The organism is Moraxella equi (assembly GCF_002027555.1).
Lineage (GTDB): Bacteria > Pseudomonadota > Gammaproteobacteria > Pseudomonadales > Moraxellaceae > Moraxella > Moraxella equi.
The window spans coordinates 1-12,966 of the sequence record NZ_MXAP01000073.1; the positions used below are offsets into that span (position 1 = coordinate 1).

The following is a 12,966-nucleotide window of genomic DNA, read 5'->3' on the forward strand; positions in this document are numbered from 1 at the left end:
AAAAGCTTGTTTGATAGAACGACTATCAAGCTTCACTTTTTCCTTGAAAAACGGGCGATTTTTCTCATTTTTCATTGCAAATACAAAAGGCAGGCACGCCCTACATACAAAATGACAACAAACAAGGCATTTTACCTTGAAAAATTATCTTTGTAAATAATAACAGTTATTATTTTTATATTTATTTGTAAAAATCTAGCAAATGCTTTTATTTGATGTTTGGGTGTTTATCGTTTAAAAAAATAAGCGTATGATGATGGATAAAAGGGAAATACAGCTTGGCAGTTTACTTGAAATTTGCCGACATAACCGCCATAATATAAGGATGGTTTTTAATGATATAAAAGTACGCTAAGAGTAGGCAATCTTATGGCAAAGCAATCCGACAAGCAGGCAGAGCAGGGCGTGATGACAGATGATGTGTCTGTCTCTACCCAAACGCACTCGCAAGACAAACCCAAACGCACCCGCAAGAAAAAAGACCCAGCAGATGTCGCCCTTGATGTACAAGTAGGCGATGTGTCAGCGGTGAGCGACACCGCAGGTCAGCCAAAAAGCACAAAAGCAAAAGTCAAGGCAGACCAAAACAAGCCAAAACAAGCCAAAACCAGTCAGACCAAAAACACCCAAGATACTGACAATCAAGCCAAAAGCCAAACCGACAATCAAACTGCCAAGCCAAAACGCACCCGCAAACAAGCGGTCAAGGCAGACATCAGCGAAGAAGTTCATGCACAGCAGGGCGATGAGTTAGCCACAGATGAGCGGGGTAGACCACGTTTTGGTGCCAAAGAAGCCATTTTGGAATTTGTTGAAGTGGAGAGTGGCTCGCTCGTCCTGCGAGAAGTGGGCACGGATGAAGCGTTGGTGAGTATTGCCTTTGCTGATAAGGTCAAGGACATGGTTGGAGCCGAGCATATCCAAAGCATCGGTCAGCACATGATTTCGGCGGCGATAGCCACGGTCATGGAACGCCAAATGCGACAATACCATGCCCATGTCTATGACGAAGCTCCCAAACGATTTAGTTGATTGGTTGGTTAAATAAAGTGGGGCAGTTGTCCCATTTTGTTTTTATTCCTTGCTTTTTCCTTTATAATATCAGATTGTCCAAGAGATAATTTACCCAAATTAGGAACATCATGTCCAAGATTCATATCACGCACCCCAAACCCACCCAAAAACCCAAAAAAGCACTCATTTGGATTGACCTAGAAATGACAGGGCTTGACACCCAAAAAGATGAGATTATTGAGATTGCGACCATTGTTACCGATGATAATCTTAACATTCTTGCCGAAGGTCCTGTGTTTGCCATCAAAGTCCCCGATACGGTGCTAAACGGCATGGACGAATGGTGTACTCGTCAGCACCGAGAGTCGGGTCTTACCGACCGTGTCCGCCGTAGTGTGGTAACATTGGCAGATGCCGAGCAGGCGACCATTGAATTTTTGTCAAAGTGGGTGGATAAAGGGGTGTCACCCATGTGTGGCAACTCCATTTGTCAAGACAGACGGTTTTTGGCAAGACAAATGCCTGAGTTAGAAGCGTTTTTTCATTATCGTAACTTAGATGTGTCTAGTGTCAAAGAGTTGTGCCATCGCTGGCGACCTGATGTCGCTCGTGGCTACCAAAAGGGCGGAACGCATTTGGCATTGGATGATATTCGGGATTCTATTCGTGAGTTACGCCATTATCGTGAGCATTTTTTTAAATTGCTAGATTGATTTGACGTTAGTCATTCTCTGATTTGAATAAATAAATGACGTTGTTAAAAATCATTCGGCTGATGATATTGGCAGGCGTGGTGTTGGTGCTTGGGTTTTTCTCCTATCAGACCCACACCGAGCCACAGGTTCGCTACAACAGCTTGATTCATCGGCTGACTTATCCAACCGATTTGCGAGTGCGGTATCGCATTGGCGATGTGGACGAGCGTTTTGGGTTAAGCCATGATGAAGTCAAACGCCTTGCCCATGAAGCAGTGATGATATGGCATGACGGCACAGGTCGGCAGTGGTTCGTCTATGATGACAGTGCAAAAGTGAGTATCAATCTCATCTATGATGAGCGACAAATGGAAACCACAGCACGCCAACAAATCAAGCAAGAGCTTGACACACTACAACAAAATCACAAGCGAGATTCGGATAATCTGGCACGCCAAAGACAGGCGTTGCATGATGAGTTTAACCGTTTGCAAACCGAGCTGACCGCTTGGCAAGAGCAATATAATCACACCATTCATCTTATTAATCACACCCACGACCCAAACGAACGCCAACGCTTGCTAGGCATAGAAAAGCAGTTGCGAGCCAGTCAGCAAGCCCTAAATGCCAAAATTGACGCTTATCAGCTCTCCCAAGACGCCTTTAACCAAGCGGTAGATGACATCAATCATAAGGCGGGGCATATCAATCACGCCATTGACCACGTCAATGCCCGCCTAACGCCCCGAGAGTTTCATAAGGGGCAGTTTGACGGGCATAAGATTGATATTTATGAATTTGAAAATATCGATGATTTGCGGTTGGTGCTGGCTCATGAGCTGGGTCATGCCCTTAGTATCGGGCATAATGATGACCCGACCGCGCTGATGTATCCTTATGCCAATGAGCAGGATTTGCATAATTTTGAGCTAAAACAGGCGGACATTGATTTGTTAAATGAGCGGACGTTGTATCGGTAGTTTATTGTTAATTAAAAGAACTTTTGTTTAATATAATTCACTTTTGGCAAATTCACCTCATGACTGTCATGATATGCTTGCATGGTGTGTATGATGTCGCCTACGATATGATTTGCTCGCCCACCCATGCCAAATAGATTGCTTGCGTAACCAATCGTGCTTTTTGTAATAAAGACCGTCATCGCTAAATTCTACATAATACAACACGATTTTGTACCATGTTTGGGTGCGTTGTTTTAGCTCGGCATGATAAATCCTATCAAAACCGATGACCGTTTTTTCACGGTCGGTATAATGCTTGACAAAAGCAATATACTCTTTATCAATCTCAATCATCGTATTATGATGTCGCCACATAAGAATATGAGCGTACAACAAAAACAAGGCAAATCTGGCAAATATAGTCTGCCAACTTTGAAATAATACTGTGTCAAACTCGCTCGTAGTACTACTTGTACAACTTCGCTCGTTTTCCTTGTCTTATTTCAAATTTGTTTGACTATAATAAAAAATCACCGTAACGGGCAGGGCGTTTAAAAATGACTGATTGCCCATGAAAATATTGAGCCACACATTGCCAAGGCTGATTGCCAGTACACCAAATATCAACAACGTTGGCAAATGCTGTAATAGCACCATGCTGTCATCAAACTCATGGCAAATCGGGTAATTCCTAGGGTGCTTTGGGTAAAACTCATACATGACCGAAAAGCCGTCTTTGCCGATGTCGGCGGTTTTACCGTCCATGTGGGTGGGGTTGGTATGGTTAGATTAGGCGGTCTACACTAGGTAGTTCAAAAGGTGGGTGAGCGGACATGTCCACGATGACAATCTCATCATCAAAACGCTGATAATGCAAAATGTATTCACTGGTCATGTCGCCAAATTCGCCTGCATAATCAGGTATACCGATATGATAATGCCACAGGCGATAGGCTTGGGCATATTTGACTTTTTGTAGCCAATTTGGGTCATCAGTGGGGACATTGTCTGATGATTTGTTGCGTCCTTGTAAGTTGTCAAGTCCAAACTGTTTGACGTGTTCTACGAACAAACCGATTTTAATTTGGTCGGCTTTTGGATAATTTTTTAGCCATAATTTAAATTGTGGGGTAAAAATAACTTTCATGAATTTACCCATGCCAAAAATTCATCCATATCATCAAAATCAGGCACATCAATACGTCCGCTTTTAATAGATTGGTCTATGCGTGCCAAATCAAAATTAAAATCGCCATTGGCATAACTTGGATTGACCGCCTGCTCTAAGGTTTTGACAGCAAAGGCGTGTGATGATATGCCTTGTTGTTTGGCACGGTATTCTATCATCACTTGTAATTCTTGGGGGATTTCTACAATCATGACATCTCCATGATAATAATATATCGCCCATTATACCAATATTTTTCACCAATAAAAACCCACTGCATGACAGTGGGCGTTGGTGGTAGGACGTATTACGCAAATAACCGCTTAATATCATCTTTATCAAAACGGTATTCCCTGCCACAAAAACCACAATCAAGCGTGAGTGTACCGCCATGAGCGTCCACGACTTCTAGGGCTTCATCATGCCCTAGTTGCAAAATCGCCCCTTCGCTTTTTTCGGGCGAACAAGTACAAGCAAAGCCAAGCGGGGTGGGTTCGGGCAGTACCACATCTTCTTCGTGATACAGGCGATATAGGATTTCATCGGCAGACAGTTCGGTCAGCTCGTCCGCCTTGATGGTGCCAGTGAGTACGCTTAGTCTGTCCCATAGGTCAGGGTCGTTCTCTTTGTCAGCGTCTGTTTGGGGCAACAGTTGCACGAGCAGTCCGCCTGCTGTGGTCTCATCGGTGGCAAGTTTGATGATGGTGGGGATTTGGGCGGATTGTTTTTGGTAATGGGCTAGGCACTCGCCTAAATTGTCGCTCACACGCTCGACAATGCCTTGATAGCTCTCGCCAAAGTTGGGGTGAATACTGATAAATAGCACGCCTGTTTTGATGACGGCAAAAGCGTCATCACTGGTGTCAAGCGACTGCCAAAACGCCTGTTTGTCATCGCTGTTGTCAAAACTTGCCAACGCACGCACCGCCCCCAGCTCTTGTCCTGATGAGTGGTCGCACTCTGCCATGGCAAAACGCAGGGGCGAGCTGTCGTCTGATGATTGCAGTTGAATGGATAGTTTGCCGTCAATTTTGAGTGTGCCGATGAGCAGGCTTGCCGACACCAACATCTCACCTAATAAGACTTTGATGGCAGGGGGATAATCTTTTTGGCTAATCACGGTGGTAAAACTGTCGGACAGTCGCACCACATCGCCACGCACGGGCGAATGCTCAATAAAAAAGCGTTGGCGATAATCTTTATTTAACATAATGTTCTCTGTTTTGTTGAATTAAAAATAACACTTGCCATTAATGGGGGTGTGTTTTAAAATTTAAAGCGGTCTAGGTGATGAGTTGCTGGTGGGGGCAGATTTTTGTTTTATAAAATTGATTTAAAATATTATCAATGGTAGGAATGCTCCAAGATGTTTTTTAAAATGATAAATGGGAAAATAAATTTACCCAAACTCACTGATTAATCATAAGATTGTTCAGTTAAAGATATATTGTAAAATTTGCCCCTACAAAACCACCCATAGGTATATTGAATTGACAATACCAATCATAATTTATCACACCTTATTTTTTACTTTTTTTAAATTTTTAAATTAACCTTTTTATTTATGATAAACATTCACCAAATCCAAGCCTTAGCCGATGATTGCCCTTATGATTTTAGACAAGGGGTGCAAACCTTATCTGATGACCAAGAATGTTTGGGCGTGGGGGCGGATTTGTCGGTGGCAACACTGTTGCACGCTTACCGCTCTGGGGTGTTTCCGTGGTTTCATGACGAGCCGATAGCATGGTGGTCACCCAATCCCAGATGTGTGCTAACGCCCAGCGACTTTATCCCTAAAAAATCGCTCATTCGCAAGGCTCGCCAAGTCACATGGACGCTGACGACCAATCACGCCTTTGCCGATGTGATACAGGCGTGTAGTGAGCCACGAGCCTATGCCGATGAGACGTGGATAGGGCATGAGATGATACAGGCGTACACCCAACTGCACGAGCTTGGTGTGGCGGTGAGTGTGGAGATATGGCAAGGTGAGCCACAAGCTAGTGCGTTGATAGGTGGGCTGTATGGGCTAAATATCGGGGCGATGTTCTGTGGTGAGAGTATGTTTCATCGGGCAACGGACAGCTCAAAGGTGGCATTTTGGGGACTCATGCAGTTATGCCAACGGCAGGGTGTGGCACTCGTGGATTGCCAACTGGAAAATTCGCATTTGATGAGTTTGGGGGCGAGCCTGATGGGTAGAGATGAGTTTTTGGGTCGGGCGGACACACTCATGCAAAAGGACGTGGCAGGACTGGGCGGACGGCGATTTGTCATGGCGGTGCGTGAGCTGTGTTGATGGGTTGGTGTTTTTGTATTGCTATCTTTGTGTCCTGCTGTTTTATCAATTTTATACCACAAAATTTATTTGATAAATTTATTTTAATATGACAAAAATCATTCCGTCAATTAACTTGCACTTGCACTTTCACTTTTTGGCATTTTATCACCATGACCTTAATACAACTCTCTAAAATCGCCCCGACAACCTTACTGCTTATCATCAGCTTTGTGGCGGTGATGGGCGTACAGGTCGCAAATGGGATAAACATTGACGAGCAGACATGGCAGGAACTGATTCGCTATGGAGCGAATTTTTTGCCATTAACACTCATTGGTGAGCCGTGGCGACTGGTGACGGCAGGGTTTTTGCATATTGGGGTGATTCATCTGCTATTTAACAGTTTTGCCATGTATTATTTTGGCATGGTCAGCGAGCAGATATTGGGATGGTGGCGGTTTTTGGTGGTGTTTTTGCTGTCGGTGGTGGCGGGCAATCTGTTAAACCTATACATGACCCTAAGACGGATAGAAGAAGAGAGCGTGCAAGGGGTGGGGTTGTCGGCAGGGGCATCGGGCGGTATCATGGGGCTGGGCATGTTGCTTTTGATTTTATCAATGTTTGGCTCGGCAAAGAAGTGGCGACTAAATACCAAGAGTTTGGCACTCATCATGGGCATTAACTTTGTCATGACCTTTGCCATACCCGGTATCGATGTGGCAGGGCATCTTGGGGGCATGATGATGGGGGTGGTGTTGGGGCTGTGCCATGCGATGAGTCAAAAGTTAGGTCGCACCAGTCAGGGCGTGTTTGCCCTGTGTGCGGTGGTCAGTGCCATTGTCATGACGGGGGCGTGGCAGATGATGAATGGCGTGGTGATGGCGTGGTAAACCTGCCAAAATCATGCACTACTTATAAATAGACTTCCTGCAAAATTAGTTTTCCGTTCGCTCTGAGCCTGCCTGCGGGTGGCGGAAAACCGTTATGGGTAGGCATAACTCACCATGAACGGTTTTCTTTAATTTGGGGTTTTTCAGGAAGTTTAATGCACTTTACATTTTATACCATTTTAAAAAATCCGCCCGCTTGCTCCTTTATCAAATTTGCCAATATGGGCGTCAATATTCTTGGCGATATTTTCATAATACACCGCAAAATCATCACCTGCCATGACAGACGGCTCGCCCTTATCCATTTGCGTGCGAATATCGGTGGCAAGTGGCAGTTGCCCCAAAAGTGGCACTTGGTATCTCTCTGCCAGCTTTGCCCCACCGTCCGCCCCAAAAATGGCGTCCACATGACCGCAGTTGGTGCAAGTGTGCAGAGCCATATTCTCAACCACGCCAATGACGGGGATGTCAGTTTTAAAGAACATTTCCATGCCTTTTTGGGCGTCTAGCAGGGCGATGTGTTGGGGTGTGGTAACGATGACCGCCCCTGTTACGGGGATACGCTGGGCGAGCGTGAGCTGAATGTCGCCTGTGCCGGGGGGCATATCGATGATGAGATAGTCAAGCGTGGGCCAGTTGGTTTGACTGTACAGTTGCATTAACGCCCCTGTCGCCTTGACCCCACGCCACGCCACAGGGGTGTTATCGCTCTCAATCAAATTGCCAATGGAGAGCATGGCAATGCCGTGTGCATCTATCGGCACGAATTGGTCGTTTTCAACGGCAGGCTTGACCCCTGCCACGCCCAGCATATCAGGTACGGACGGGCCATAGATGTCCGCATCTAGGATGCCGACTTTTTTGCCGAGTTTTTGTAGGGCAAGGGCGATATTGACCGTGGTGGTGGATTTGCCGACACCGCCTTTACCACTGGCGACCACGATGATGTGGCGAATGCGGGGGTGGGGGGCGATGTCCGCCTGTTTGGGGGTGGATTTGGTGGGGGTGTCGTCTGTGGTGTGGCTTGGGATTTTATTTGACGACTGGGGCGTGTGGGTTTGCACGGCACTGGCGGTTGTGGTGGGGGCGACTTTGTCGGATAAGACGACATTTAAATTCACTTCTGCTACGCCAATGAGATGTAATCCGGCACGCAGGTCGTGATACACACGTTCAAGCTCGGCTTGGTTGGCGTCCTTATGCACTCTTAGGGCGATGTCAAGGGTGTCATCATGCAAGGATTTATCATCAATAAAAGTCGGCAGGGCTTGACCATACAGGCGAAAATCCTGTAATACCTTGTCAATGTCGCTCATATTAATGTGGATTTTCTTTTTAAAAGGGTTAAACATAATCGTCTCATTGCTCATATTTTCATTATTTTATCATTTTATCATGTTTTAAAATCCTTGCCTATCAGCCAAACAGTCCATCAGTGCGTGGTTTTGCCAAAATTCCCACATACGACACGCAAAACAGCCCAAAGGACAACACCCACGCCACTTGCGAGATGAGTACCCACGTCATATAATCACCGCCAAACATCGGCATGACCACACGGCATAGGGCAGAGATTGTCATCAGGATAAACATCGCACTCACGGTTTTTGGGGGCTGATGAATGTTTCGCCCCGTATGTCCAAGCGACACCCGAGCCATCATGGCAACGGTCATGAGTCCCACGCCAAACAGGGCAAGCCCATGCAAGCCGAGCGAATGCACGTTCACGCTCGTATCAACAAAAGGCAATACGACAAAGAACAGCAAACTTGCGGTCATGCCCCCAAAGGCGATGATAAGCGACCACAGTAGGGGCTTTTGCCAAATGGCAGGGTGATACCAATTTTTAAGACGGCAAATGTTGGCAATCACGCAAACCAGAGTAAAGGCACTGGCAAGCATGGGCGATTTGACAAATAAATCAAACACGATAAAACCAAAAAATCCGACTAGGTTCATTCTGTCTAATAGTGCCGAATTTTTTTGTTCTATATTTAAGCCATTGGGTTTGCCGTTGTTATCCACGCTAATGCCCTTGACGATAAAAAACGGCAACACCCGTCTGGCAATGGTAAATACCACGCCGATGACGAGATATAACGCCCCATACAGGGCGATTTGTTGTGTGGTGGTGCTGTCCAAAAACACCCCTGCATAAAAGGCGATGTTGGCAAGCATGAGCAGGGTAAGTTTGGCAATGATACCGATTTGGCGTTTTTGGCGAGCGGCCCACACCGCCTTGATGACCGAGTAGGCGGTCATGCCCCAAAAGAGCAAGTCAAACACAAATGCCACACTAAGCATGGCAACGCTTGGCGTGGCGTGTAATCCAAGCCAGAGCAGGCGAGCGACCGCCCACGCCCCAAATATCACCCCCAAATGCCAACCGTAGGGCATGGGTTGGCTTGTCCAAGTCTTGACGGCGGTCAATAAAAATCCAGCGATGACCGCCAACGCATAACCAAAAATCATCTCATGGGCGTGCCAATAAAAGGGGTTAAACGTGCCTTTAAATGGGGCAAAACCCTGCAAAATCGCAAGCCACAGCAACATGGTAAGTATGGCAAAGACTGCCGACCCCACAAAAAATATGCGAAAACCTAAGTTTAAAATGGGGTGGGGCGATGTAGGACGTGGGGCGGTGTTTTGGATATTCATCAGCATGGTAAAACATTCATTAAAAATAATGGTTATATGATACGCCTTTTTTGCCGACTTTGCAATTTAGCCAAAAGGCTTAGTTTAGGCATGAAAAATGCAAATCTGAAAACATGAGAAATACAAGCAAATCACTGGGCTTTTTGATAAAATAAGTCATTTTTATTGTAGCACAGCCACATCATGAACACACCCCTACTCACCGCAGATTTTGATTACCATTTGCCCGATGAACTCATCGCTCGTTATCCGCTTGCCGTACGGTCAAGCTCTCGCTTGCTACACGTGCAAGGCGACACGCTTGCCGACCTAAATTTTAGCGATTTGCCTGATTTGTTAAACAAAGGCGATTTGCTTGTTTTGAACGACACCAAAGTCATGAAAGCCCGCCTATTTGGGGTCAAGGACACAGGCGGAGCGGTGGAGGTGTTAGTAGAACGCATTACCGACCACGGCAATCACATCGCCCATTGCCATGTACGCTCTAGCCGTGCGTTAAAGGTGGGGCAGGCGGTGAGTCTGGCAGACGGGGGCATGCGTGCGGTTATGTGCGGACGGGCACAGAATTTGTTTGTCTTGCAATTTGATGCACCGATTTTGGCGGATTTGGAGCGTTATGGACAAATGCCGATTCCGCCTTATTTTGAACGCATGGCAGATGACACGGATGACACCCGCTATCAGACGGTGTTTCATGACCCTACCAAGCAGGCAAGCGTTGCCGCTCCGACCGCCAGTTTGCATTTTGATGATGAAACTTTGCAAAAGCTTGCCAATAAAGGGGTAGAAATTGCCTTTGTAACCTTGCACGTTGGGGCAGGTACGTTCGCCCCTGTCAAGGCGGACGATTTGACTGACCACATCATGCACGCCGAATACGCCCACCTGCCACAGACGACTGCTGACAAAATCAATGCCATCAAGGCACAAGGCGGACAAATCATCGCCGTGGGAACGACTGTAACTCGCACGCTTGAAACTGCCCATTTGCACCGTGTGGACGGACAGCTTGTCGAGTTCGCTGGCGATACGCAGATTTTTATTTATCCGCCTTATGACTTTGGCGTGGTGGATAGGCTGATTACCAATTTTCATTTGCCAAAATCCACGCTTCTTATGCTCGTATCTGCCTTTGCAGGGACGGATAATATCAAAAACGCTTATGCTCATGCCATTCATAAGAAATACCGCTTTTTTAGTTACGGCGATGCGATGATTTTGGATAAAGGTTAATTTTGACATTTTAAAAATTTTCCAATGTAGGGGCGAACTGCAATTTGCCCTATTTCTCATTCATAAATAAGGTTTTTTATGGGCGACAATAAAGACACCCAAAACGATGATGTTGAATTTAGTCAAGACGAACTTGACGAACTCAAAAAACAAGGCATTGACGACGATGAGCTTGATGAGCTTGTCAAAACGGTCAATGATGAATTGTCCGACAATGCCAATGCCAAAGATGACGACAGAGATGATGATAAGGAAAATCATGAAAATAATAATAAAAATAAAAATACCAACCAAGAAAAAATTATAAATTCTGATAAAAGTAAAGATAATTTAAAATCAAATGATGAAATTGAAACTGCTATTTCAAATAATAAACCAAATAAAAAAGAAATTCACAAAACAGATGATTTAAAAAATAGCGAATTAAAAAACAATAGTTTAAAAACCGAAAAAGAATTAGACAAAATCGAACAACACCAAGCCGATATTGTTCGTACGCTTATCGCCAAAAAGCATGGCGAAAAAACCATCAATCACAAAGACGTGCGAATCAGCATAGAAGCAGGGGCATTACCGACCAAAATGTTCTTTATTATGAATGGCTTATCAGCGGTGATTGCAGGCTATGGACTGCTTGCCAACTCGCCTGCGGTGTTCATCGGAGCGATGCTTGTGGCGATGATGCTCTCGCCCATTACCAGCATGGCGTTGGCGGTGATTGATGCACGGCTATCCTTGCTCAAAACTTCACTCCAAACCTTAATCGGTGGGATTTTGCTGATTTTTGCCATTGGCATGGTGCTGGGCTTTTTGTACCCTGACCATGTGATGACGGGCGAGATTTTGGCACGCACATCGCCCACGACCATGGACTTGGTGGTGGCATTGGCAGGCGGTACGGCAGGGGCGTATGCCATGGTCTCGCCCAATCTATCGGTGGCGGTGGTTGGCGTGGCGGTGGCGACAGCCCTTGTTCCACCTTTGACAGCAAGTGGGATTCTGCTGTCGGCAGGGCATTTTTCGTTGGCAATGGGGGCGTTATTGCTTGCCGTTACCAACATGCTTGCCATTCAGTTTACCAATGCGTTGGTATTGTGGCTGTTTGGTTTTCGCAGAACGCTCAATGATGATGACGTGGGCAAATTAGGACAGCTTGGGCAATTTTTGAAAAGAAATTTTGCTGTGTTAATGGCGTTGGTGGTGATTGGTGGGTATTTGTCATTTAATTTTAGCCATACTTTAAATGAACAAAATTTTGAACGCCAAAGTAATGCTTTAATTGAAAAAAGCATAGAACATCAAGCCAATTATTTGGTATCATCAAGCATTAATAAAGAACAAAAAGTGCATGTCTTGCGAGCGGTTATTCAAGGAACCGAGCCACCAAGCCAAGCTCAAGTTTATGAATTAGAAAAAGCCATTCAAAAAATCGCCGATGACACCTTTAAAAATCGCACGATTAAATTACAAATTCGCTTTGTTCCTGAAACGGTCATTGAGTCCACGCCAAGTAGTGAAAGCGAATTAAAACTAAGCCCAATGATATTAAAAATTTGCAAAAAGTGGCAAAAAATTAGGGCAAGCTGGCAATGATAAGGGTAAAAAATACGGCAAAATACCGTACAATAACCGTATATTCATGACAGGAGAATGTCATGACACCCAAAGCCAATCCATTCAAACCGCCCGTTTTGAAGCTCGTATCCCCAAGCACATTCACGACACCATTAAGCTTGCCAGTCAGATGACAGGGCGGACGATGAGTGATTTTGTGATGAGTATTGCTATGAACACGCTCAAAATGCCCTTAAACGCCATGATGAAACCATGGAAATTTTGCGATTATCAAAAGAAGATAGTAAGCAAGTTGCCGAAAATCTTATCAATCCGCCACTGATGAATGAAGCGATGAAAAAGGCAATGGTAATCTATGATGAATTTTTTAAGGGTAGTGTATGAATTTGTCCAATTATCGGATTGTGCCATTGGATAAAAGCTATGACCGAAAAGCTTTTGATTGTGGTAATGATGTCCTCAATCATTATTAGACCTCTTTCCAAAC

General features: G+C 45.3%; 14 protein-coding genes and 1 pseudogene. 8 read left to right on the forward strand and 7 right to left on the reverse strand.

Annotated features, from left to right (window positions below):
• The first annotated feature begins 369 nt into the window (after window positions 1–369).
• The 3 genes from B5J93_RS14010 to B5J93_RS07510 all read left to right on the forward strand — a co-directional run bounded on the left by B5J93_RS14010 (window position 370) and on the right by B5J93_RS07510 (window position 2,689).
• Complete coding sequence (locus tag B5J93_RS14010) at window positions 370–1,032, forward strand: hypothetical protein (RefSeq protein ID WP_228144899.1); 663 nt, start codon at window positions 370–372, stop codon at window positions 1,030–1,032.
• A gap of 110 nt (window positions 1,033–1,142) precedes the next feature.
• Window positions 1,143–1,727 (forward strand): oligoribonuclease, encoded by a 585-nt coding sequence (gene orn, locus B5J93_RS07505; RefSeq protein ID WP_079325827.1) that lies wholly within the window; start codon window positions 1,143–1,145, stop codon window positions 1,725–1,727.
• A gap of 35 nt (window positions 1,728–1,762) precedes the next feature.
• Window positions 1,763–2,689 carry a matrixin family metalloprotease gene (locus B5J93_RS07510; protein ID WP_079325828.1) on the forward strand — a complete coding sequence of 309 codons (927 nt, stop codon included), beginning with the start codon at window positions 1,763–1,765 and terminating at the stop codon, window positions 2,687–2,689.
• 66 nt (window positions 2,690–2,755) lie between these two features.
• On the opposite strand, the gene B5J93_RS07515 is transcribed toward B5J93_RS07510, so the two are convergent.
• From B5J93_RS07515 to hslO, 5 genes are all read right to left on the reverse strand, one after another.
• Complete coding sequence (locus B5J93_RS07515; RefSeq protein WP_143823508.1) at window positions 2,756–3,046, reverse strand: hypothetical protein; 291 nt, start codon at window positions 3,044–3,046, stop codon at window positions 2,756–2,758.
• Between the two features lie 123 nt (window positions 3,047–3,169).
• Complete coding sequence (locus B5J93_RS07520; RefSeq protein ID WP_079325830.1) at window positions 3,170–3,436, reverse strand: hypothetical protein; 267 nt, start codon at window positions 3,434–3,436, stop codon at window positions 3,170–3,172.
• A 19-nt stretch (window positions 3,437–3,455) separates the two neighbouring features.
• Window positions 3,456–3,818, reverse strand: a complete 363-nt coding sequence (locus B5J93_RS07525) for a hypothetical protein (RefSeq protein WP_115236703.1) — start codon at window positions 3,816–3,818, stop codon at window positions 3,456–3,458.
• Window positions 3,815–4,051: a hypothetical protein gene (locus B5J93_RS07530; protein ID WP_029102278.1), complete on the reverse strand. Its 237-nt coding sequence runs from the start codon at window positions 4,049–4,051 to the stop codon at window positions 3,815–3,817. The genes B5J93_RS07525 and B5J93_RS07530 overlap by 4 nt, the downstream gene beginning before the upstream one ends.
• Window positions 4,052–4,146: 95 nt before the next feature.
• Window positions 4,147–5,049, reverse strand: coding sequence for an Hsp33 family molecular chaperone HslO (gene hslO / locus B5J93_RS07535; protein WP_079325832.1), 903 nt, complete (start codon window positions 5,047–5,049; stop codon window positions 4,147–4,149).
• 354 nt (window positions 5,050–5,403) lie between these two features.
• Here hslO and aat point away from each other — a divergent pair, with 354 nt between their 5' ends.
• The gene (gene aat, locus B5J93_RS07540; RefSeq protein WP_079325833.1) at window positions 5,404–6,141 is read left to right on the forward strand and encodes a leucyl/phenylalanyl-tRNA--protein transferase; all 738 of its coding nucleotides are present in this window, start codon (window positions 5,404–5,406) and stop codon (window positions 6,139–6,141) included.
• Between the two features lie 152 nt (window positions 6,142–6,293).
• Window positions 6,294–7,013 (forward strand): rhomboid family intramembrane serine protease, encoded by a 720-nt coding sequence (locus B5J93_RS07545; RefSeq protein ID WP_079325834.1) that lies wholly within the window; start codon window positions 6,294–6,296, stop codon window positions 7,011–7,013.
• Window positions 7,014–7,192: 179 nt separating this feature from the next.
• Here B5J93_RS07545 and B5J93_RS07550 read toward each other — a convergent pair whose 3' ends face one another.
• A complete protein-coding gene (locus tag B5J93_RS07550; protein ID WP_420811403.1) occupies window positions 7,193–8,383 on the reverse strand; it encodes an Mrp/NBP35 family ATP-binding protein in 1,191 nt (396 codons plus the stop codon).
• Window positions 8,384–8,429: 46 nt separating this feature from the next.
• Window positions 8,430–9,677, reverse strand: coding sequence for an NnrS family protein (locus tag B5J93_RS07555; RefSeq protein WP_079325836.1), 1,248 nt, complete (start codon window positions 9,675–9,677; stop codon window positions 8,430–8,432).
• Window positions 9,678–9,854: 177 nt separating this feature from the next.
• Between B5J93_RS07555 and queA the strand changes: the two genes are divergently transcribed.
• The 3 genes and pseudogenes from queA (at window position 9,855) to B5J93_RS14410 (ending at window position 12,863) form a co-directional block, all read left to right on the forward strand.
• Complete coding sequence (queA, locus tag B5J93_RS07560; RefSeq protein ID WP_079325837.1) at window positions 9,855–10,904, forward strand: tRNA preQ1(34) S-adenosylmethionine ribosyltransferase-isomerase QueA; 1,050 nt, start codon at window positions 9,855–9,857, stop codon at window positions 10,902–10,904.
• 78 nt (window positions 10,905–10,982) lie between these two features.
• Window positions 10,983–12,497, forward strand: coding sequence for a DUF389 domain-containing protein (locus B5J93_RS07565; protein WP_079325838.1), 1,515 nt, complete (start codon window positions 10,983–10,985; stop codon window positions 12,495–12,497).
• A 151-nt stretch (window positions 12,498–12,648) separates the two neighbouring features.
• Window positions 12,649–12,863: pseudogene (locus B5J93_RS14410) on the forward strand (type II toxin-antitoxin system TacA family antitoxin).
• Window positions 12,864–12,966 lie beyond the last annotated feature (103 nt).

Coding starts and splice junctions, on each gene's coding strand:
- queA (WP_079325837.1), top strand. CDS start 9,855: ATGAACACACCCCTACTCACCGCAGATTTTGATTACCATTTGCCCGAT.
- B5J93_RS07555 (WP_079325836.1), bottom strand. CDS start 9,677: ATGCTGATGAATATCCAAAACACCGCCCCACGTCCTACATCGCCCCAC.
- aat (WP_079325833.1), top strand. CDS start 5,404: ATGATAAACATTCACCAAATCCAAGCCTTAGCCGATGATTGCCCTTAT.
- B5J93_RS07550 (WP_420811403.1), bottom strand. CDS start 8,383: ATGAGCAATGAGACGATTATGTTTAACCCTTTTAAAAAGAAAATCCAC.
- B5J93_RS07545 (WP_079325834.1), top strand. CDS start 6,294: ATGACCTTAATACAACTCTCTAAAATCGCCCCGACAACCTTACTGCTT.
- B5J93_RS07530 (WP_029102278.1), bottom strand. CDS start 4,051: ATGATTGTAGAAATCCCCCAAGAATTACAAGTGATGATAGAATACCGT.
- hslO (WP_079325832.1), bottom strand. CDS start 5,049: ATGTTAAATAAAGATTATCGCCAACGCTTTTTTATTGAGCATTCGCCC.
- orn (WP_079325827.1), top strand. CDS start 1,143: ATGTCCAAGATTCATATCACGCACCCCAAACCCACCCAAAAACCCAAA.
- B5J93_RS07515 (WP_143823508.1), bottom strand. CDS start 3,046: ATGTGGCGACATCATAATACGATGATTGAGATTGATAAAGAGTATATT.
- B5J93_RS07520 (WP_079325830.1), bottom strand. CDS start 3,436: ATGGACGGTAAAACCGCCGACATCGGCAAAGACGGCTTTTCGGTCATG.
- B5J93_RS14010 (WP_228144899.1), top strand. CDS start 370: ATGGCAAAGCAATCCGACAAGCAGGCAGAGCAGGGCGTGATGACAGAT.
- B5J93_RS07525 (WP_115236703.1), bottom strand. CDS start 3,818: ATGAAAGTTATTTTTACCCCACAATTTAAATTATGGCTAAAAAATTAT.
- B5J93_RS07510 (WP_079325828.1), top strand. CDS start 1,763: ATGACGTTGTTAAAAATCATTCGGCTGATGATATTGGCAGGCGTGGTG.
- B5J93_RS07565 (WP_079325838.1), top strand. CDS start 10,983: ATGGGCGACAATAAAGACACCCAAAACGATGATGTTGAATTTAGTCAA.